This is a genomic window from Cohnella sp. WQ 127256 (genome assembly GCF_024519285.1).
Lineage (GTDB): Bacteria > Bacillota > Bacilli > Paenibacillales > Paenibacillaceae > Cohnella.
In genome coordinates, this window is the sequence record NZ_JAMZCY010000003.1 from 13,459 (window position 1) to 35,201 (window position 21,743).

General features: G+C 46.9%; 15 protein-coding genes. 14 read left to right on the forward strand and 1 reads right to left on the reverse strand.

The genetic code is table 11. The features are described from left to right. The first annotated feature begins 142 nt into the window (after positions 1-142). Positions 143-331 carry a hypothetical protein gene (locus M1K58_RS10285; protein WP_130605333.1) on the forward strand — a complete coding sequence of 63 codons (189 nt, stop codon included), beginning with the start codon at positions 143-145 and terminating at the stop codon, positions 329-331. Positions 332-458: 127 nt separating this feature from the next. Next, a complete protein-coding gene (map, locus tag M1K58_RS10290) occupies positions 459-1,235 on the forward strand; it encodes a type I methionyl aminopeptidase (RefSeq protein WP_256758763.1) in 777 nt (258 codons plus the stop codon). Between the two features lie 36 nt (positions 1,236-1,271). Here map and M1K58_RS10295 read toward each other — a convergent pair whose 3' ends face one another. Continuing rightward, complete coding sequence (locus M1K58_RS10295; RefSeq protein ID WP_256758764.1) at positions 1,272-1,991, reverse strand: YhcN/YlaJ family sporulation lipoprotein; 720 nt, start codon at positions 1,989-1,991, stop codon at positions 1,272-1,274. A gap of 416 nt (positions 1,992-2,407) precedes the next feature. Between M1K58_RS10295 and coxB the strand changes: the two genes are divergently transcribed. The 12 genes from coxB to M1K58_RS10355 all read left to right on the forward strand — a co-directional run bounded on the left by coxB (position 2,408) and on the right by M1K58_RS10355 (position 21,740). Next, entirely contained in the window at positions 2,408-3,436 is a 1,029-nt protein-coding gene (gene coxB / locus M1K58_RS10300; RefSeq protein WP_256758765.1) for a cytochrome c oxidase subunit II, read from the forward strand. 78 nt (positions 3,437-3,514) lie between these two features. Continuing rightward, a complete protein-coding gene (gene ctaD / locus M1K58_RS10305; RefSeq protein ID WP_256759028.1) occupies positions 3,515-5,320 on the forward strand; it encodes a cytochrome c oxidase subunit I in 1,806 nt (601 codons plus the stop codon). Further along, positions 5,317-5,937 carry a cytochrome (ubi)quinol oxidase subunit III gene (locus tag M1K58_RS10310; protein ID WP_256758766.1) on the forward strand — a complete coding sequence of 207 codons (621 nt, stop codon included), beginning with the start codon at positions 5,317-5,319 and terminating at the stop codon, positions 5,935-5,937. The genes ctaD and M1K58_RS10310 overlap by 4 nt, the downstream gene beginning before the upstream one ends. A gap of 3 nt (positions 5,938-5,940) precedes the next feature. Beyond that, on the forward strand, positions 5,941-6,264 hold the full coding sequence (locus M1K58_RS10315; RefSeq protein ID WP_256758767.1) for a cytochrome C oxidase subunit IV family protein: 324 nt from the start codon (positions 5,941-5,943) through the stop codon (positions 6,262-6,264). A gap of 77 nt (positions 6,265-6,341) precedes the next feature. Further along, positions 6,342-7,265, forward strand: a complete 924-nt coding sequence (gene ctaG, locus M1K58_RS10320; RefSeq protein WP_256758768.1) for a cytochrome c oxidase assembly factor CtaG — start codon at positions 6,342-6,344, stop codon at positions 7,263-7,265. Between the two features lie 128 nt (positions 7,266-7,393). After that, positions 7,394-7,855 (forward strand): DUF420 domain-containing protein, encoded by a 462-nt coding sequence (locus tag M1K58_RS10325; RefSeq protein WP_256758769.1) that lies wholly within the window; start codon positions 7,394-7,396, stop codon positions 7,853-7,855. Positions 7,856-8,145: 290 nt separating this feature from the next. Further along, positions 8,146-14,346, forward strand: a complete 6,201-nt coding sequence (locus M1K58_RS10330; protein ID WP_256758770.1) for a polysaccharide lyase family protein — start codon at positions 8,146-8,148, stop codon at positions 14,344-14,346. A gap of 133 nt (positions 14,347-14,479) precedes the next feature. Beyond that, the gene (locus tag M1K58_RS10335; protein WP_256758771.1) at positions 14,480-16,117 is read left to right on the forward strand and encodes a response regulator; all 1,638 of its coding nucleotides are present in this window, start codon (positions 14,480-14,482) and stop codon (positions 16,115-16,117) included. A 41-nt stretch (positions 16,118-16,158) separates the two neighbouring features. Then, entirely contained in the window at positions 16,159-17,916 is a 1,758-nt protein-coding gene (locus tag M1K58_RS10340; protein ID WP_256758772.1) for a sensor histidine kinase, read from the forward strand. Positions 17,917-18,123: 207 nt separating this feature from the next. Further along, on the forward strand, positions 18,124-19,116 hold the full coding sequence (locus M1K58_RS10345; RefSeq protein ID WP_256758773.1) for an ABC transporter permease: 993 nt from the start codon (positions 18,124-18,126) through the stop codon (positions 19,114-19,116). Positions 19,117-19,130: 14 nt separating this feature from the next. After that, on the forward strand, positions 19,131-20,042 hold the full coding sequence (locus M1K58_RS10350) for a carbohydrate ABC transporter permease (RefSeq protein WP_256758774.1): 912 nt from the start codon (positions 19,131-19,133) through the stop codon (positions 20,040-20,042). 90 nt (positions 20,043-20,132) lie between these two features. Next, entirely contained in the window at positions 20,133-21,740 is a 1,608-nt protein-coding gene (locus tag M1K58_RS10355; RefSeq protein WP_256758775.1) for an ABC transporter substrate-binding protein, read from the forward strand. The last annotated feature ends 3 nt before the right edge of the window (positions 21,741-21,743 follow it).

The following is a 21,743-nucleotide window of genomic DNA, read 5'->3' on the forward strand; positions in this document are numbered from 1 at the left end:
GAACGTTTTCCTATATCGTAATTCATAGTGGAATTATCGAGGCTTGAAGGAAGAACCCCAATTCGGTTCTCAAGGTGGCGTATAACGCCTCCGGCCCGGGATTTGCTCCGATCCGGAATCCATTCCTCTGGGAGGGAATTGCATGGCCAAACGTAGCCACAACGAGGTTCAAGAAAGTTTGCGAGAACTGACTAGAATTTTCCGCCCTAAGGATCCGCGCAAGTTCGTTAAAGATTACATCCGCAAATACAGAATTACCGGTGGGTATGAAGATGAGCTAACGATGCTCGTAGAACGCGAGCTAACTAAATTAAATTCTCCTGCTTCTTAAGCTGCTGCAAGAGAAATAACCGACATGGCGAATAGCGCGAGCTATTTTCCATTTCGGTTTTTTTGTTTTATCAAGTCACTGCACCCCCCTATAACGGAATAAACATAAGAGATATAGGAGGTGTGCTATGGGAGAGGATAGTAAGAGCAAAGCCAACGGTGGGATATCGATCCGTACTCAGGAAGAGCTCACGCAGATGGTAAAAGCAGGACAATTAGCAGCAAAGCTTAGACGGGAGCTTGGGAAAAGAGTGGTACCAGGCGTGTCGACGCTGGAATTGGACAGTTTCGCAGAGCACTACATGAACCAGCATGGTGCAAGTGCCGCCCAGAAGGGCTTTCACGGTTATCCCTATGCCATTTGCGCGGCGGTTAACAACTGCGTCTGTCATGGTTTGCCGAATGAGCGGTTGCTAGCGAAGGGTGATTTGGTCACTTTGGATTTTGTTGTAGAGCTTAATGGCTGGCTGGCGGATACCGCGTGGACCTATGCTGTAGGAAAAGTGTCAGCGGAGGCTAATCAACTACGAAAAGCCGCTTACCAAGCGATGGTAAGCGGAATTGCGCAATGCTGGCCCGGTCGAACGATTGGAGACATAGGTTCAACGGTTTGCCATGTTGCAGATATCGGTTCTTATGGTGTTGTAGGTCAGTTCGGAGGACATGGAATCGGCAAATCTATTCATGAGCCTCCAGAGGTGTCATACGTTGGCAAAGCTAAGACGGGACGCAAGCTCAAAGACGGAATGGTCATTACAATCGAGCCAATTCTTACGATTGGATCCCCCGATGTTTACATCGAGGAGGACGGCTGGACAGTGGTTACTATGGAAGGCGGCTTAGCTGCTCAGTTCGAGCATACGGTGGCCATTACATCTGCAGGTCCAATTATTTTAACGAAATAATAGAAAGACATCCTAACCGAACCATTGGCCAGCAGATCATTTGGGCAATTGGTTCGGTTTCTGAGTTAAGGGTAGTGGTAAGGGGATAGTATTCCCTGTTCCGAATGTATATTTCACTAAAGCATTAAATTGTGGAGTTATAGGAGCGAGCGATTTTTTTAACCATGAAGCCTTGGCAAATTCGAAAGCTTGATTATTAAATTCACGATTCGCAGAAATATGAACCTCCTGGGCACGTGGGAAGTCTCTTCTAACGGTAGTACCGATGACCTGTCTCAGCTCCGTAGATAAATCTCCATAGTCCTTATGTGTAAATAAGGAATTATACGGTTTTACCGCATGGGGATTGGCCTTATTAACGTTACTGACGTTATTCACTCCAGCTGAATACCCAATATGACTTTGTTCATTTGAGCGAGGGCCACCTCTTGCTCCAGTGCCCGTGGCAGACCAATCAGTAAGTATCGCTACATAGGCATTTTTGTCTGTCAGGAAAACAATCGCTGAGTTTATCCCAGGTAAAGCGGCTACCTTGTTAGAAATGGCAGAACTGTACTCGAAGTAACGATTGTCATGCTGGTTCGGATTGGAGGATGTGTTGCCGTAAGAACGAACCTGCATCATTTTCGGATCATTTGATTTTCGGCTTCCGTAATCCTGATTACTATTTTGGAAGTAGGTTTTGTAGTTACATCCGGTTAGCAGTCCAAGCATCAGGGCAGCTACGATAAGTACATATGAACGTCGAGCTAACATGGTACAACCCCTCCTCATTATTCAACATGGGATTAGGGTATACTGCATTTAAGAAAGTATGTACGGATATGCACACATAAAAGTCGGATGAATTGGCAAAAAGAAGGGGGAGGGAAAAATGAAGAAGGGCAATCGACTTCATTCTCGCGAGGGCTTTCAAGTAGAAGTCGACGTAAGAGATGTTCAAGATTAGCATAAAATCAAGAAATTCCTTAGAATGACGGCATTTTTGACGGTTCTGAGAACAATTTGTGAACTGTTCTGTGAACATTGACAAGAAGGCAGATCAAACTTAATATTTATAGTGATGCGGATCACCTGTTCACTGGTAGTTTGATTTTTGCAAGGACTTTTATCGAGAATTAGGCTTTATGCAAAGAACGAAGGCTTCTATGAAAATGTAAATTGGGGTTGATATGATGAATCGGTGGCCTGTAATGAAGCGGCTGCTTCCGTTGCTGACAGGTTTGGTATTGCTTTTATCGGCATGTGGAAGAGAAGACCTCTCAGCTCTGAATCCGCAAGGACCAGTAGCTCAGAAGCAATATGACTTGATGAAACTTTCGATTGGCATCATGGGTTTAGTTGTTGTCGTCGTGTTCATCATCTGTATTTATGTATTGATTCGATTCCGCCGTCGCAAAGGCGACAATACCATTCCTAAGCAAGTGGAAGGTAATCACACGTTAGAAATCATTTGGACGGTTATTCCGCTTGTTCTGCTATTGATTCTCGGTGTACCTACGATCAAGGACGTATTTGGTCTAGCCAAGGATTACAGTAAGGATAAGAATGCTGTACAAGTCAAAGTAACAGCGCATCAATATTGGTGGGAATTCGAATACACCGATTATGGAATTACGACAGGTCAGGAATTAATCGTTCCTACTGACAAGGTCATTTCGTTCGAGCTGGCCGCAGCCGATGTGAAGCATTCCTTCTGGATTCCGGCTATTGGCGGTAAGATGGATACGAATCCAGGTAGTACAAACAGAATGTACTTAGAATTCCCTAAAGAAGGCGTTTTCCGTGGGAAGTGCGCGGAGCTGTGCGGACCTTCTCATGCTCTGATGGACTTTAAAGCGAAAGCGGTTAGTCCGGAGTCCTTCGATCGTTGGGTTGCAGCGATGAAAGCTCCAGCGGTTATGCCTGCTGATGCTGAGCTAGCAGAGAAATTTACTTCCCAATGCTTAAGCTGTCATGCTGTTGGTGAGAATGGCGGTAATAGTGCGCCTAACTTAACAGGTGTGGGTGGCAGACAGACCGTTGGCGGTATTCTTTACAATGATGAAGCTCCAACGGAACAGAATCTTCACGATTGGATTACAAATCCTGAAGCTGTTAAAGCAGGCGCTATGATGCCGAGTTCGGAAGATACGGGCTTGACAGATGAAGAAGTGTCAAGCATATCTAAGTATTTGGCTGACTATAAGCTCGACTATTAAACAAGCGGGAATTGAAGGGGGTACGTGGCCTTGGCATCACATGCACATGGACACAAAGTCAAGCGTTATAGCGGCTTGATGGATTGGCTAACGACCGTCGACCACAAGAAAATCGGAATTTTATACTTAATGGCCGGTGGTTTCTTTTTCTTGGTAGGCGGCTTAGAAGCGGTATTGATCCGGATTCAACTTATGTATCCAGATAGCAATATCGTTAATGGACAAACATTTAACGAATTAATTACCATGCATGGAACGACTATGATTTTCTTGGCGGCTATGCCGATGCTGTTCGCGCTTATGAACGCGATCATCCCTCTTCAGATCGGTGCTCGCGACGTAGCGTTTCCTTTCTTGAACTCCCTAGGCTTCTGGACTTTCTTCTTCGGAGGAGTGCTTCTAAACCTGAGTTGGTTTGCAGGTGCGGTTCCGGATGCAGGGTGGACATCCTATGTCCCACTAGCTGGACCGGACTTTAGTACAGGAAAAGGTGTCGACTACTACGTTATCGGTTTGCAAATTGCCGGTATCGGGACACTTCTCGGTGGGATTAACTTCATGGCTACCATTATTAATATGCGTGCGCCAGGGTTAACCTTCATGAGACTGCCGATGTTCACATGGGCAATCTTCATTACCTCTGCGATGATTGTATTCGCGTTCCCAGCACTGACAGTTGGTCTGGTTGCGCTTATGTTTGACAGGCTATTCTTTGCCAATTTCTTCGATGTTGCAAACGGAGGAAATGGGGTACTTTGGGAGCATATTTTCTGGGTGTTTGGTCATCCTGAGGTATACATCCTGATATTGCCGGCATTCGGGATTATTTCTGAAATCGTCAGCACATTTTCACGTAAGCGTCTATTCGGATATAGCTCCATGGTGTTTGCAACCGTATTGATCGCTTTCCTAGGATTCATGGTTTGGGCTCACCATATGTTTACAACAGGGCTAGGACCTGTAGCGAACGGACTATTCTCCATTGCGACGATGTTGATTGCGGTTCCAACAGGAATTAAAATCTTCAACTGGCTGTTTACATTGTGGGGCGGTTCCATTCGTTTCACAACAGCGAGCATGTTCGCTATCGGATTTATTCCAACCTTCGTTATGGGTGGAGTTACCGGTGTAATGTTGGCATCTGCACCAGCGGATTACCAATATCATGATACTTACTTTGTAGTTGCTCACTTCCACTACGTTATTGTTGGTGGTTTGATTTTCGGTATTTTTGCCGGATTACACTACTGGTGGCCGAAAATGTTCGGTCGTCTACTCAATGAAACACTTGGTAAAATTACGTTCTGGACATTCTTTATCGGTTTCCACATGACGTTCTTGGTCCAGCATTTCTTGGGTCTTCTCGGGATGCCGCGCCGTGTCTATACGTATTTAGGCGGTCAAGGCTACGACGACATGAACTTTATTAGTACAATAGGTGCATTCCTGATGGGTATTGGTACGATTGCATTCGTCATTAACGTCTTTGTTACTTGGGCGAAGCCGCGTAATGCATCTAACGATCCTTGGGAAGATGGCCGTTCACTGGAGTGGACGATCTCATCACCAGCGCCAGAATATAACTTCCAACAAACTCCACTCGTTCGTGGTTACGATGCATGGTGGAAGGAAAAGATGGAAGGAAAGAAAGCTATGACGCCTGCAGAACCAATTGGTTCGATTCATATGCCTTCTCCATCCATTTTGCCACTATTTATGAGTATTGGATTGTTCGTTGCGGGTTTTGGTTTTATGTACGATCATCTGATCATTGCTGTTGGAGGTCTTGTGATCACGTTAGGGTGTATGGTCATCCGTTCCTTGTTTGATGATCACGGTTTCCATATTGAACCGGAAGATCAAGAGAAGGGGGTGCAGGCATGAGCGCACACGATCACGTAGAAGGACAATTACCACATGAGCCTGAGAAAGCAACCTTAGAAGCCCGCAACAAGATTTTGGGCTTCTGGTTATTCCTTGGTGCTGAGACCGTGTTGTTCGGAACTTTGTTCTCTGCTTTCTTGGCTCTGCGCCATAATATCGGAGATGGACCATCGGCTAATGAATTGTTTCAGCTTCCATTGGTATTTGCTGCGACGATGATTTTGTTGACATCAAGCTTAACGAGCGTTTTCGCCGTTCAAGCTTTGCATAATCATAATAAGAAATCCATGCTTGGCTGGCTAATCGTGACCATCGTGCTTGGACTTGCGTTCATAGGACTAGAAATTTACGAGTTCTTACACTACATTCACGAAGGTCACAAATTTACGACGAGTGCATTTAGCTCCTCATTCTATACGTTAGTCGGCTTCCATGGCGCGCACGTTGCCTTCGGGATTGTATGGATTGCACTTGTTATCGGCCAAGTTTTGAAAAAAGGCTTAACAGTTGTAACTGCTCCGAAAGTATATATTTCCGCCATTTACTGGCATTTCATTGACGTAGTCTGGGTGTTCATCTTCACCGTTGTGTATTTAATGGGAAAGGTGGCTGGTTAACTCATGTCGAGCAACCAAAACCATACGGCTTCCGAAGAAGCACCTAAACGGCATAAGGTTGAAGGTCCACAGAAGCATATCGTAGGCTTTGTCATGTCACTTGCACTAACAATTATTGCTTTCGCTGCAGTATCTGCAGGCGAAATTAATGCCACCTTTACGTACATCATTTTAGTATCCATGGCGGTAATTCAAGTCATCATTCAGATGGCTTTCTGGATGCATATGAAAGATCGTGGGCATCTATTTCCGATAGTCGGAATTTTTGCTGGAGTATTTGTTGTGATCACTATGGTGGTCATGGCTCTATACTGGGTTTGGTGGTAAAGGAAGTAAAAGTTTGAATTGCAGAGAGGCGGGCCATAATCCGTCCTCTCTTTTTTTATGAAGGGAGGTTAAAGGCCATGATGGGATTAGAGTATTTCTCTTTTAGTGATTTGTGGAGCCCTAAGTTTATGGTGTTCATGATGGCGGTTATTGTCTTGTATACGTTCATCATTGGTCCGTGGAGACATCGGTTCGTAGGTAGTGCGCCCGTATCTATTCCTCGTCAGTTGTCCTTTGTGATAGCGATTGTGTTGCTCTACTTAACCCAGGGCGGTCCACTAAGCTTGCTTGGACATTTGATGTTTACTTTTCATATGACAAATATGGCACTTGCTTATATCCTTGTACCCCCGTTGCTTATTTACGGTATACCGGCTTGGTTATGGCGTGGCATGTTCCGAGCTAGCTTCTGGAGGCTTGGCGTATTTAGAATCATTATGAATCCGATCATCAGTATGTTTCTATTTATTATGTTATTCTCGTTCTACCACATGCCGAGTAATCATGATTGGATTATGACGCATTACACGGTTCATACGATTTATTATGCATTACTGTTTATCTCATCTATGATGTTGTCTTGGCATATCTTTTGTCCGGTTCCAGAATGGAGACGGATGTCCAATTTACTCTCTCTAGGCTATATTTTCTTAAGTAGTCTATTGTTAACACCGGCTTGTGTAATGATCATATTTGCAAATGAGCCTTTGTTCGCGGTATATAATGACCCAAACGTATGGGTTAAAGCGATGGGCTATTGCGTATCAGGTGATCCAGCCGCATTATTAAGCAAATTTGAAGGACCCTCCTTCTTTAATATGATGACTGGTAAAGAGGATCAACAAGCAGGCGGTATTATTATGAAGCTGCTGCAGGAGGTTGTTAATGCAGTGGCGTTATATACTGTATTCATGCAATGGTACCGCAGGGATCGTATGAGTGAGGAAGATAATGTCCTTGATCCAACATCGGGTAGCCGGATGAATGCTACAGAAAATTGAATTTTTGCACGGGAAGTTTATTAACAATGTGTGACGGTGAATAGAAACGTTTGAACTTGCAAAAGGGTACAGGTACAATAAGGGGAAGTTAGCATTGCAGTTATGACAATAAAGCGGGTGAATGTTACATGTCGTGGTATGATATTTTTCCACTAGTTAGTACAAGCTTTATTCTGATCAGCGGAATACTAGTTGCAATCGGTTGGGCATTAATCATCAAGAGGAAAAAGGAAGCGCATGAAAAGGTAATGATTGCTGCTGCTATAGCTGCATCATGCTTCTTCATCATCTATGTATCTCGTACCATTTTCATCGGAAATACGATGTTTAACGGACCAGAAAGTTTAAAAACCGTGTACTTGATTTTCCTTCTGTTTCATATCACACTTGCGACTGTCGCAGCTGTTTTCGGAATTACGACGCTTACACTTGCCTTTCGTAAGAGCTTTGCGAAGCACCGCAAATGGGGTAAGATAACTGCTTTAATGTGGTTCGCTACCGTAATAACGGGTGTGACCGTCTATGTACTGCTCTATCTGTGTTATCCAGGTGGACATACGAAACCGGTTATCGATGCGATTTTTGGTTAAAGATTGGTATAAGGGTTGGGCAGAGTACATAGGTACCCACAGACTGGACACTGAGAAAAAGGTGTTCAGACTAGGGGTACCTTTTTTGTATGCTGGAGTTATTCGGGAGTAGGCGACGGGAACTCAATAATAAATGTCACAGGGACAGGAATAGAGGTCATCGCTAGAAATAATTACAATCCTTAAAATGAAGAAGAAACCGGGATGTCACTTTAAGAAATGATAGCGCTTCCAAATGTTCCTAAAAGGTGATGTTATGGATTTCATATCTATTAAGGAGAGTGAAATCATTGAGAATTGTAAAGCTCAAGCAAAAGCTGAGTTTGTATCTCGTCATTCTATTAGTCGCGACGATGCTGCCGTTTGGATCGGTATACGCGGATGACCCGCTGCCAATTACACCTACAAGCGAGCCTTTCGCAGATGACTTTAGTGGAGATATGAGTGGATGGGTTAGTGATAGAAGTCCAGGAGACGAGGTATGGATAATCCAGAATGGACAATTTAAAGCCCCGGATTGGCTCTCACAGAATATATGGGTTAAGGACAGGAGGTTTCAGGATGTACAGCTTGAGGCGGATCTGAAGATCATCTCCCGAAGAGATGCGGGTTTTGTTCTCAAGTCGGATGGAGCGGGTACTCAGAATGGAGTCAAGGTTTCTCTAGATCCGACTCGAGGTAAGGTAGGCGTATGCGTGATCAATAGTACGGGATGCTCGTACGTTGACAAGGATTTTAGCTCAAATGTGAATCAGTTCTATAGGATCAAGCTTGTTCAAATCGGCAAAAACATGAAATTCTATGTGGACGGGGTACTCGCGTGGGAAAGAAATGATATCACGTTCACCGGGGGGAGAGTCGGTGTTTGGAACGGAAACTCGGATGCGATCTTCGACAATTTTTCTGTGAAGGCGATCGTGCCAGACGTTACACCTCCTTCCGTCGTAGCTAACGTATACGCCACGGGTATTACAGACAAGGGGTTTGATCTGCATTGGGATGCAGCTACGGACAACGAAGGCGTCACGGCTTACGATATCTATAGCGGTGATTCCTTGCTGTCCTCGGTAGGCAATGTTACGACTTATAAGCTGACGGGACTAGCGCAGAATGCGAGCTATTCCATGCAGATTAAAGCTCGTGATGCTAAGAATAACGCTTCGGCATTAAGTACGGCTGTCGTTGTTAAGACGGCTGCCACGTTGGTTGGCGATAAATATATTCATGGAGGCGTCGAATATACGGCTAAATATGTGAAGAGCTGGGATTTCGCTGGCGACGGTAAACCTTGGGTGGGGGATCAGCCGACCTGGGATGGTCAGAATGCCTCTTGGGTTGACAATCCGCATAATGGCGGAGACAAATCGATAGCCCTTATCATGACGAATAATGAAATACGCAAGAGCCAGATAGGTTCGCTGGGCATGACAGAGGATCAGCTTAAAGAGTTGTCGGGAAAAGCGAATTATCTCGTTCGTTTGCAGTTCCGCAGGTGGCAACCGAGTGGCTGGAATGGAGGATCCTTCCTCTATTGGTCACTGGTCAACTCCAATCCTGATACGAATAGCAATACGCAGTGGAAGGATTTACGTGACGATACATTAAAAAGCACAGCCTTAACTGGGGTAACTGAAAATTATTATTACAGAGGCACCAGTCCGCGGTTCACGACTACAGCTGGTTGGACGCCAAAGGATGTGCGCATCGAGTTTGATCTTGCCAATTGGGGTAACCCGAGGACAGGAATCGGCGCCTATATTGACGATGTTTCTTGGACGATCTATGTAGATCCGCTTGGCGAAGCTCCGGCGGCTCCGACAGCTCCGGTAGTGAATAACACGAATCATACCTTTGGATGGACGAATACAAGTGGATACGAAAATGCTGACAAATATGAATACTCCCTGAATAACGGTGCAACCTGGCAGCAGGCGACAACGAATCCGCAGTCGGTGGGTAATGTCTTCCGTGCGGCGGGTGAAGTTCAGATTCGCGTTCGAGCGGCAGCGTCTGCGAACGGTCTGGCGGGCAGCATTCTGAAGTCAGACAAAGCGTTTGTGATCACTGCTTCTAGCGGAGTGAAGGCCGGTGAGGAAGCCGCAAGTCTTCTATGGCGTATAGGTAAAGAAGATATGAATTCCGCTGAATTCCGAGATTATGCTCCTTCGGAAGAGACCGTTACGATCCCATCTGATTGGGCATCACGCACTGACTGGAGTGCTTTCTCCAAGGGGATGAAGGCAGATAAGAATGGCACGATGAATGTGAATTTTAATCTCTCAGAAGTTCCGGAGCACGGGCTTAGGCTCAGTTATAAGATTCTGGATGCCTACAAATCCACCCCTCAAATGGATGTGTTCATGAATGGCATTCTAACCGGACTTGTCCAAATTGCAGGTATTAATGGCAGTGGGGCGCTTGATAACGGTGGCGATCCGCTAGCCTATAAGCAGGATTATAAGGTGTATATTCCCCGCGAGCTTCTACATGCTGGTGAGAATACGCTTAAGCTAAAGGTAGATCGCGGTTTGTATGCGAACAATACCGGAGATCAATATCTATGGTACCAGTGGGATTATGTGAAGATGGAACAACTCAACGAGCCTGCGGTCGAACCGCTGAATGGTAGATATGTTCATCTCGGTACTAACTTGGGAAATCTATTCTCTTTCGGCAATGATCAGACCCGTCTTCTCCCACAGCTCACGGAGTGGCTTGGTATTGCCTACAGCGGTAACTGGATGCGTGTTCCGTTCTGGACGGATACGAAGAGCCAGTGGTGGGATGAAGGTCGCGACTACTTGCTCACCTTACGAGATTTGAACCTCGCTCCGATGATGGATATATTCGGTGGCGACCTGAAGAACGACACGGCGCTGCAACAAGGCACGATCACGCAAGGCGTTCGTGACACTTATCGTCAGTTTGTGTCTCGATACGGTGATCTGTTCCAGTACTTGGAGCTGCAGAACGAGCCCGGACTGTTCGGCTGGCACCAGAAGTCGGTCGTCGCACTAGGCCAGATGCTGCAACAGGAGCGTATGACTCAACAGCCGAATCTTAAGATTATCGCGCCGGGCTGGGCTTATTGGCCGACGAATGGTTCTCCTGCCGGGTGGGAGCGCGATCCTGAGATGCGCAGGGAAATTGAAGATCTCTCCGATATGACTAACGGTCATAGCTATGGGGGGACTGGGGTGTCATCCCCTCGTGGTAGCTCACTCGCTGAAACCTTGCTGACCTATTCAGAAACAAATGGAGTTATTCCAAAGGAAATGGTCATGAGCGAGACGGGTGGCAATGACCATCATGTGGATGGCTCCCAATATGGAACGACGGCTTATCGCTTCGCTTCCGCGTTCGACCGGGAGATGCGGGCGAATATCGGATATGTAGACCATATTATGCAGCATGCGGCATTCTTCGAAGAGGGAGATACATCCTTTGGTTTATTCGATCTCGATATCAACTGGAGAACACTGAAGCCGGAGGATACGATCGCTTGGCCGAATACGAAGGAGCCGGGTGAGACTCGCGTGAAGTCTTTCCGCCGTTTGGCTACGGCCTATGCGACTCACGGGACCCCACTAGTCTACGAGTATCTCGACAAGGCGGCAGTGCAAGACAAACGTGTGCTGTTCCGGGCGGTGGATACATCGGGGCTTGGCACATCGGGCGTCGGAGCTAGCGCGAGCAAAATATTGCTGAACTTTGTTAGCTTCGAAACCTCGCCGCTCACAATGAAGGTAAAGGTCAAACCTCCGGTGGCTGGACAATATTCAGGCAGTCGTTACGGCAATGGAGATTCGTATTCCGCGGCGCATCAGGATGTGACTGCATTAACGGCCGATCCTTACTTGACGCTGGAGGTGACGGTGAATCCGGGCGAAGCTGTGCAATATATCCTTGAAGCTAAGGATGGTATTGCTCCAACCGCTCCGACTGGACTCACTGTACAACCCATCTCATACGAGCAAATGAATCTGGCTTGGAGTGGATCAACAGATAATAAACGTGTAGCGGGTTATAAGATTTATCGCAACGGTGAGCTGTTAAACACTGTTCCAAGCACCTTGAAGGCCTACAAGGACTTTAGCGTGGTGCCGGAAACGGTATATACCTATTACGTGCAAGCTTTTGACGATTCCGGTAACACTTCGGCTGCTTCTGGTGAGATCACGAAAACCTCGTTAGTCATGCCAATCACTCCGGGCGGTCCGAGATACGAGGCAGAATTGACTCAACTTGCGAACGGTATGGTCATCGTCAATGATTCGAACGCTTCGGGGGGCAAGGCTGTAGCTCAGACACACACAGGGCCTTTCACTTTACTTAATATCACGGCAGCAGAAGCTGGCTACTATACGCTAACGATTCGTTATGCTGCCGCTGAGAATGCAAGCAAAACGATTGTCGCAAATGGAAATCCAGGTGTACTGATCGATCTGCCGTCAACAGGCGGTTGGGCTAATAGCAATCATTACAAGGATCGGAAAGTAAGTATTCAATTAAAGCAAGGGAAAAACAACATCGTCGTTCAATCGAGAACCGGTGGTGCAGATGTCGACTTTTTCGAACTCAGTCCCGGTGAATATGTGCCAACGCCGATCTGGCAGGAGCTTCCGCACACTAGTGAGTTCCTGGAATACAGCACTGGCTTTGCTCTCAGTGCGGGAGCGGATTCCCATGATGCTTCGACGCCGGGTGCTTATGCAGAGTTTGCCTTTAAGGGAACAGGATTCAGCTGGAATTCTCGGATTCAGTCGAATATGGGAATCGCGGAGGTTTACGTAGACGGGGCACTTCTGGCAACTGTCGACTTAGTTCAAGCAGGCCTTGAGGGCTTCAACCGTGAAGTATTCAAGACAGAAGAACTGACGGATGGGTTACATGTCGTTAGGCTCGTCGTTAAGGAAGGTACGATAGCGGTATATAAGTTTGGCTACTTAGGTTTGGAGGCCAAACCAATCAGCTCGGGGGCAGATTTAATCGTGACTGGAGTAGAGCTTGTCGCGAATTCCCCGCAAGCCGGTGATGATGTATTGCTACGCGCGACAATTAAGAATGTTGGGGTGAAGCCAACTCCGGCCAACTCCGTCGTCGGAGGCGTGTTCCTGGTAGATGGCGGCATCATAGCTTATAACGATGTGTTCAAGGATTCCATTGCACCAGGGCAATCTGTGATCTGGGAAGCAACTGGCGGTCCTCAGGGCAGCAAGCTTTGGCATATCCCGAGTGAGGGGACCTTTAAGATTGGGTTCAGGGTTAACGATATTTATCGGATTACGGAAATGGATTATACGAACAATTTATTTGAGAGAGATGTAGTGATAGCACAAGCTTCAACACCTCCCGTTATTACCATTGAAGGAGTCATAGCAGGGGAGAGCTACACCGATGAGGCCATTCCGGTCGTGAATGCCGTAGATGAGGACGGGGATCTGTTAAACATTCAAATGACGTTGAATGGGGAGGAGTGGGCGTCCGGTACACCTGTAACGGAGAGAGGGAATCACATATTGTTCGTGCAAGCCGTGGATCGGGCAGGTAATACTGTTGAACAAACGATTCCTTTCAAGTTATACCATAGCACGGAATTGTTAGCGTCAAACGTTGAGGGAAAGGTTAACGATACCGTTAAGCTAAGGGGATTGCTTCAGGATAAGGACGGTCTATCGATTGCAGGAGAAAGTGTGTCCTTTGCCGTGTACGGGAATGCCGTCGGAACCGCTGTTACCGACGCGAACGGGGTAGCGGAACTGGACTACAGTATCGAATTGGCGGCAAGCGTGGATCAAGATATGCTTTACCCGATACAGGTTACGCTCAGTCGGAATGATACGGCGTACTTCCTAAGTAGCGAAGGGAACGGAGTATTGACGATCATGCGTTTACCTCAGCCGAATTCGGAAGAAGCTCCGGGAAAGCCATATCTATCGGATAATAATGGATATGGCACAGGAATTAGAGGTGGGAATTATTCTTTGACCATGAATATGTGGTGGGGAAATAACGGCAGTACTTATAAGCTTTACGAGAATGACGTACTGATCGATACGCAAGCCCTCGCACTTCGTTCACCGAATGTCCAAACCACTGTGACGTCAATTATCGATAGAGGGAATGGTACCTACCGCTACTATGCAGAGCTCTCCAACGCCTCGGGCACGACGAGAGGCGAAGTTCATACGGTAACGATCACGCAAGCAGAACCGGGAGTGCCGGTTCTCTCCCAGGATAACTGGGACGGCGACGGAAGCTACAAAGTCAGCATGAATCTGTGGTGGGGAACTAACGGCACAACGTACCGCTTGTATGAGAACGGCATCCTAATTGATACTCGAATGCTGACCGATCGAACGCCGAGCGCCCAGTCGGTCATAACAACGCTCTCTAACAAGCCGATCGGAACATATGAGTATGAATGCGAGCTCATTAATAGAGTTGGTAGAACGGTTAGCGTGAAGATGGTCGTGAAAGTGAGCAAATGATTGTATACGAGCTGTATTTAAGAGAGCAATAAGGGACTGTCCCCTAGTCATTTGACTGGGGGACTACCTTTTTTAACCATAACGACCCTTTAATGTGATATAAAGAAACTAGGGATCTGTGAGGGGGTAGCATATGTTTAATGTGTTGATCGTTGACGACGAACCGATCATTTGCGGTGCAATCAGCCGATTCCTTCTGCGTTCCGAATATGGAATTGTACGGGCCGAGACGGCTCTAAACGGCTTCGAAGCCCTTGATTATTTGAGGCTGGACAAGTTCGATCTGATTATTACGGATATTCAAATGGGTGGGATGAACGGGATCGAGCTTATGGAAGTCATCTTCTCCGAGCATCCGAACATTCCGATTATCGTCATCTCCGCCCATGAGGATTTCAATTATGCTCAACAAGCGCTTCGGCTTGGAGCGATTGATTATTTGATCAAGCCAGTGGAGTCCGATCATCTGTATCGTGTAGTGGGTAATGCACTCAGCAGGCGACATGAGGAGGACTTAAAGACTTGGGAGCATCAGGTGCGGCAGAAGTATGCAGTAGGACAATTGCTCACCGCCAAGTCCATTCTGCTATACGAATGGCTGAGTGATGAGGACAATGAATGGACCTCCGATGAGATTGAAATCGTACTCTCTGATTTAGGAGTTCTATTGCCAGGACCCTTCTATTGTGTGCTGAACGTTGAATTGGATTTGGGCGAGGGGGGCTTGCGCCGTAATACGAGGTTTAACGTCAAAGATCGTAAGTTACTGCTCTTCGCTGCCTTGAATATTATTGAGGAGAGTTTATCCAACTGGGAGGCTGTGAGCTTCTATGGGCTGAAGGGGCAACTGGTCTCTATTATCTCTATTAATGATGTGGAATGGAAGCAGTGGGGGTCAGAGGCGCTGACTCAGATTCAATTGATTGCACGTACGATGCAGGCGAATATTTCGACGTATCTCAATCTGAATAGCTGGATTGGGATTAGTCGGACGATTGAAGGAGTGACTCGGATTCCAGCTCTGTATCAGGAGACTAAGGTTGCGCTGGAGTCGAAGCAGAATGACCGTCCAGAGCTACCGGTCTACTATATCGGGGATGTCGAGCAACAGCTAGACAAGTTAATGCTTCGTTGGCAGCAGCATCTCGAAGGGCTCGTTAAGGTGCTGCAACAGCAAACCGAGGAGGAGCAGGCTGAGATTATCGTTGCCCGTTTACTGAAGGAGCTAGATCAGCTTGGCATGCCGGAAGAGCAGTGGGCGAACTGTCTACTACAGGCAGCTTATTGTCTGTATGGGATGCTAGGCGAATTACGCGATATGCTGGAAGAGGAGAGTTTGCCGTCGGAGCCACAGGTATATGCAAGGCATGTGGTATCGAAGGATAAGCTTGGCGAATTTGGTGCTTATCTGACCGACATCGCTCGGTGCGTCATTCTAGGACATGTCCGACGGGAGAGCTCGACGGTCATGAAGGCAATGGAATATATTCGCCGATCCTATGCGAACAAGGGACTGAAGCTTCAGGATGTGGCGCGCGAGGTTCACCTCAGTCCGAATTATTTCAGCTATCTATTCAAGCGAGTGACGGATAAGAATTTATGGGACTACCTGACAGAAATTCGGATGAAAGAGGCCAAACGCCTCCTTCTACAAAGTGACAAAAAACGATATGAGATTTCCGAATCCATTGGTTATGAGTCCCCTGAGCATTTCAGCAGGGTATTCAAGAAGCACTTCGGTGTCAGTCCTGCCGACTACCGCAATAGGTAAGGGCAACGAATTCATTGCGACGGAAGAAAGGGGAAATCGTTATGCCGTTAAAAAATAAGATTATCCTCTCGTTCCTCGCATTCATCGTCATTCCCTTTCTGATTGTCGGCGGATTCTCCTATCGTCAGGCATCGAACATGACGAAGGAGCAGGTTAGCTTAACTCTGTTTCGGCTGGCTAAGCAGAATGGCATTACGTTGGAGCGAACACTCAACAGCATGAATGAGAAGACACTCAAGTTCATTGAAGAACACTTCATCAATAATGCGAAGAGTCCGATTGTCCCGAGTCAGATTAGTGAACTATCCGAGTACAATTCGATTAGCAATCTCATTTCCAAGTTCACGCTCGACGGAACACATTACGCCCTATTCGTTCCTGATGCGGAGGATAAGTGGAATTATACGCTCGAATCGGGCAAGGAATTCGGCTTAATCTATACGGATCCGAACCGTCTGCCGCCCTTTTACGAGGAGGCGGTCCAGCTTAGGGGGACCGGAACCATTCGTGTCGTGCAGTTCGGAAATTCGCACAATCCTACCGTCTGCTTCGTAAGGGCGATTATCGATCCGCAGGATTCGACACAGACACTAGGTGTTCTCTACGTGACACATCTGGAGACGATTCTATTTAATGACATCTGGGATAATCAAGTCCCATCGGGAAGTCGTAGCTACCTTATCAATGAAAGGAACGAAGTATTAAGCTCCGACTCCAATGAACTGATTGGCAGTAAGCTAGAAATACCGGAGCAGATGCAACAGCTAACAAACGATTACCGCGTGGTGAATTGGCACAATCGCCAGGTGTTATTCACCTCGATCTATAATCAGAAATTTAGCACCCGCCTTGTTTACGAGGTACCTGTCCATACGATGATCGGCGAGCAGGAGTCCTACCAGAGGGTACTATTCATCGTTATGGCACTTTGTTTCCTATTCGTTGCCGGTTATCTCATCTATATGCTTCGCCTTATGCTTAGTCCGCTGCACAAGCTGTCTAAGTTAGCTGAGAAATATGAGCCAGGCATGACATTTAGCCTTCTATCTATGGTGCAACGTAATGATGAGATTGGTAAAATGTACGGCTCCTTTCAGCGCATGACCGAGCGGGTGAACCAGTTAGTTGGGGAACGTTACCTGCTAGAAATGAAGCAGCAGCAGATGGAGCTTATGACGCTGCATACCCAGATCACGCCACATCTGCTCTACAATACATTGGACTCCATTTACTGGACAGCCATAGATAAGGACGAGCCCGAGCTTGCACGAATGGTAAAAGACTTATCCTCCCTTTTGCGTATTGGTTTAAGCCGAGGGAGGGAGCTGGTGACGGTTCGCGAGGAAATCCAGCATATTCAGGCCTATACTCGTCTGCAGCTGCAGCGGTACCAGAATATATTTGTGGTGCATTATGATCTCGATGAAGGATTGCTGGACGAGACTACGCCTAAGGTTATTCTGCAGCCGATTGTGGAGAACGCCATTCTCCATGGTGTAGGGAAGATGGATGGCGAGGGAGAAATCTGGATTCGGGTGGTGCGAGGGGAGGACTACTTCGCTTTTATCATCGACGACAATGGCTTTAAGCCGGCTGATCCTGAATCGCTGCATCGACTCATGGCCTTTGGTGTGGGAGAAGGATACGGGATTCGTAATGTCGATCGCCGTATCAAGCTTCATTTCGGAGACGTATTCGGCATCCGCTATTCGCTACGTGAGGATGGGGGGACTAGGGCAGAGATTCGTCTTCCGATTCGACCACTCGCTGCATTGGAGGAAAAGGAAGGCTTAATGTAATCGAGCATATCCATTCCAGCTTCGCATACTCCACATGAGTCTGCGAAGTTGTTTTTGTCTGAACGAACTAGGGGCATGAATATCCATCACGATAATGAATACAACCGTCATCGTAATGACTCCGTATCGCCTCTATAATCAGTTTATATCAGCTAGAGTCAGGCTACAGACACTAGGGAGTTAAGCATAGAGGCAGGAGGAATTCGCATGGCTACTCAGACTTCTATAGATCGCACGGTGTATGCGGATAAGAAGGATAGGCCACTTGTATACAGGCAAAGAGGCGCAACAACACTTGCTCGGAATCTGATGACGTACAAAGCACTCTATGTGATGTTCATTCCAGGATTGCTCGTACTTCTCGTCAACAATTACTTGCCCATCTTCGGTGTTTTCGTCGCCTTTAAGGACGTGAACTACATAGACGGTATTTTCGGAAGTCCATGGGTAGGCTTCCACAATTTCGAGTTCCTCTTCAGCAATGATGATGCCATCCGAGCTGTTCGCAATACCGTTCTCTATAGCGTCACCTTTATGTCGCTGACGACGGTGTTCGCCGTCACGGTCGGTCTTCTATTCAATGAGCTGAGATCACGATTGTTTGCGAAGGTTTATCAAAGCTTAATGATCTTACCTTACTTCTTTTCCATGGTCGTTGTGAGCTACCTCGTGCTCGCATTTTTAAGTCCGCAGGGTGGCTTCATTAATGTCATTCTCAAGAGCATGGGCATAGCAGAGATCGATTGGTACTCCTCTTCCCAGTACTGGCCTACGATTTTCATTGTCATTACTTTATGGAAAAATGTCGGCTACAGCGCAGTCGTTTACATCGCGGGAATGGCGGGTATCGATCCGGAATATTACGAAGCGGCAGTCATCGATGGTGCGAGCCGTTGGCAGCAGGCGAAATCGATCACATTGCCGATGATCAGACCGCTCATCATTATCCTCACCCTGTTGTCGATGGCGAATATTTTTGTCTCGGACTTCGGGCTATTCTATCAAGTGACGCTTAACTCAGGCATTCTCTACGACACGACCGATGTCATTGATACGTTCGTATACCGTTCGCTCATTAACCTTAACGATATCGGCATGGCATCGGCAGCAGCGCTTCTACAGTCAACGGTCGGGTTCGCCTTAGTGTTAAGCTCAAACGTAGTCGTTCGCAAAATAAGTAAGGAAGACTCGCTGTTCTAGGAGGGGAGATCGCAATGAGCAAACGTACAGCTAGAAGGGAAAACGCTGTCGGTCCGACGGCTAACTTCCTTATCCATTCTATTTTCACCGCCGTTTCAATCGCTTGCATCGTGCCACTTGTACTGGTTATCGTGATCTCATTCACCAGCGAGACTTCTATTATTAATCATGGCTACCTCTTCTGGCCGGAGCAATGGTCTCTGAAATCGTATGACTTTCTATTCAAGGATGCTTCGACGGTTTTCCGTGCCTATGGGGTTAGCATCGGTTTGACCGTCGTAGGGACGCTGATTAATATCCTCATTATGGGTTTATATGCGTATCCGCTCTCAAGGAGAGATCTTCCTTACCGCCAAATCTTCTCGTTCCTCTTAGTCTTCGTTCTCCTATTTAACGGGGGAACGGTCACTAAGTATATCGTCTACACTCGCATCCTTCACATTGGAGATTCGTATCTAGCCTTATTGTTACCACTGTTGATGCTACCGTTCTACGTCATCGTCATGCGGACATTCTTTCAGACGACGATCCATCCTGCGATTCTAGAATCGGCTAAAATCGACGGTGCCGGCGAGTTCCGGATTTTTGCCAAAATTATTATCCCTCTGTCGTTGCCCGTGTTCGCGACGGTCGCCTTGTTCAGCACTATAAATTACTGGAACGACTGGTTCAATGCGCTGCTGTTCATTAATGATGCGAATAAGCTGCCGCTACAATATCTCATGATTAAGGTTATGAACGACGTTCAGTTTATCAAAGACCGCATGGACCAAGTTGCACAAATGAATTTGAATCTTAGCGAGCTTCCAAGCGAGACGCTTAGAATGGCAATGGTCGTTGTTGGCATTGGTCCTATTGTACTGTCTTACCCGTTCTTCCAACGCTTTTTCATTAAAGGCTTAACTGTTGGCTCTGTTAAAGGCTAGACCCAAAGCATCATCACTGGCTAGACCCGGGGACGCCCGGTTAGCATAGATAAGCCATAATTTTATTCATTCATTAATGGAGGGGTTTCCGTGAAAAAACGTCTAAAAGCTCCAGCCCTGTTGCTCACTCTAAGCATGACGGCGGCCATCGGCTTAAGTGCTTGTGGTAACAATAACAATAACGCATCTCCATCCGCATCGCCGTCCACATCACCAACCGCTAGTGAAAGCAATTCACCAAGCGCGAGTTCATCTGAACCCGCCAAGACAGAGCTTCAGCCTTTCGAAGTGTCCATCTATATGCCAGGCTCACCACAGAAGGATCAAGTGGTTGTTGAAGAGAGGATTGATGAGCTGCTAAAGGATAAGCTGCCGAATACGAAGGTGAGTCTGAACTATATTGATTGGAGCGCCTATTTGGAGAAGACGAACCTCATGCTGCAATCGGGGGAGCCGTTGGATCTCGTCTTCGCGCCGGAATGGTATCAGTTTTTCTCTAATGCAGCGAAGGGTGCTTTTCTTCCCTTGAATGACGATAGTCTAGCTCAAGGCAACTTACTTGCCCAATATGGGAAGGGAATTAGCGAGACGATTAATCCTTCTTATCTACAAGCGCCTGTCATCGCAGGCAAACTGTACGCGATTCCTACAAATAAGGAGCTCGCCCAGGGGCGTGGCTTTGCCTTCCGTAAAGATATCGTGGAGAAGTATAATTTCGACATCAGCACGGTCAAGGATCTAAAGGATATCGAACCATTCCTTCAAGTCATTAAAGAGAAGGAGCCGAATATCTATCCGGTGTATAGCAACAAGCAGGATTCTGTACTGGATTGGTTGCAAGACTATGGGTATCAACAACTGGGCTTCGGTACTTACATTAACCGTACAGTTGAGGGTAGCAAGGTAATCTCCATGACAAGTCCGGAGTATTTAGCTATTGAACTCGCGAACGACAAGCTGCTTAACGACTGGTATAAGAAGGGTTATCTGAACAAAAATGCACCTACAACGCAAGAGAAGATTGATGACATTAAGTCGGCAGGAAAGATTTGGTTCATCTCAACGACCACTTCCCCTGGTCGGGAAGAGGCTTTACGTATTAAGAACAACTCCGGTAGCGGACCAGAGAACTTCGATTGGTCCATCGTGAATACTCAAGCCCCTCTAGTAACAACATCGCAGGCAACAGGCTCACAATTCGCAATTGCTCGCTCCTCCAAGGATCCGGCACGCGCTATGATGGTGCTTGATCTGCTCTATACGGATAAAGAGCTACTGAATACAGTCGTTTTCGGAATTCAAGACAAGCATTACACGAAGGTTGGAGATAACAAGATCAAGCAAATCGCGGATTCCGGCTATGCCCCGGGCAATGCATGGATCATCGGCAACCAGCTAAACAACTATCTATTAGACAATGAATCAGATAGCAAATATGAGGAATATGTGGAATTCAACAAAACAGCGGAGCAGTCGCCGTTACTTGGTTTTTCCTTCAATCCTGATCCTGTAAAAACTCAGGTTGCCTCCTATAACACGATCTTTACGGAGTTCAGCGACATTCTGCGTACCGGTCCAGTTGATCCAGTGGACATTCTTAAGAAACGTAACGACAAGCTGGATAAAGCGGGAATTGGGAAAATTGTGGAGGAAATGCAGAAGCAATTGGATGAGTGGAAAGTAGCAAACGGAAAGTAAATG

Excerpts from the sequence above, each read along its gene's own strand:
- M1K58_RS10345 (WP_256758773.1), top strand. The coding sequence starts at position 18,124 with ATGGCTACTCAGACTTCTATAGATCGCACGGTGTATGCGGATAAGAAG.
- map (WP_256758763.1), top strand. The coding sequence starts at position 459 with ATGGGAGAGGATAGTAAGAGCAAAGCCAACGGTGGGATATCGATCCGT.
- M1K58_RS10315 (WP_256758767.1), top strand. The coding sequence starts at position 5,941 with ATGTCGAGCAACCAAAACCATACGGCTTCCGAAGAAGCACCTAAACGG.
- ctaD (WP_256759028.1), top strand. The coding sequence starts at position 3,515 with ATGGATTGGCTAACGACCGTCGACCACAAGAAAATCGGAATTTTATAC.
- ctaG (WP_256758768.1), top strand. The coding sequence starts at position 6,342 with ATGATGGGATTAGAGTATTTCTCTTTTAGTGATTTGTGGAGCCCTAAG.
- M1K58_RS10340 (WP_256758772.1), top strand. The coding sequence starts at position 16,159 with ATGCCGTTAAAAAATAAGATTATCCTCTCGTTCCTCGCATTCATCGTC.
- M1K58_RS10335 (WP_256758771.1), top strand. The coding sequence starts at position 14,480 with ATGTTTAATGTGTTGATCGTTGACGACGAACCGATCATTTGCGGTGCA.
- M1K58_RS10350 (WP_256758774.1), top strand. The coding sequence starts at position 19,131 with ATGAGCAAACGTACAGCTAGAAGGGAAAACGCTGTCGGTCCGACGGCT.
- M1K58_RS10295 (WP_256758764.1), bottom strand. The coding sequence starts at position 1,991 with ATGTTAGCTCGACGTTCATATGTACTTATCGTAGCTGCCCTGATGCTT.
- coxB (WP_256758765.1), top strand. The coding sequence starts at position 2,408 with ATGATGAATCGGTGGCCTGTAATGAAGCGGCTGCTTCCGTTGCTGACA.
- M1K58_RS10325 (WP_256758769.1), top strand. The coding sequence starts at position 7,394 with ATGTCGTGGTATGATATTTTTCCACTAGTTAGTACAAGCTTTATTCTG.
- M1K58_RS10310 (WP_256758766.1), top strand. The coding sequence starts at position 5,317 with ATGAGCGCACACGATCACGTAGAAGGACAATTACCACATGAGCCTGAG.
- M1K58_RS10285 (WP_130605333.1), top strand. The coding sequence starts at position 143 with ATGGCCAAACGTAGCCACAACGAGGTTCAAGAAAGTTTGCGAGAACTG.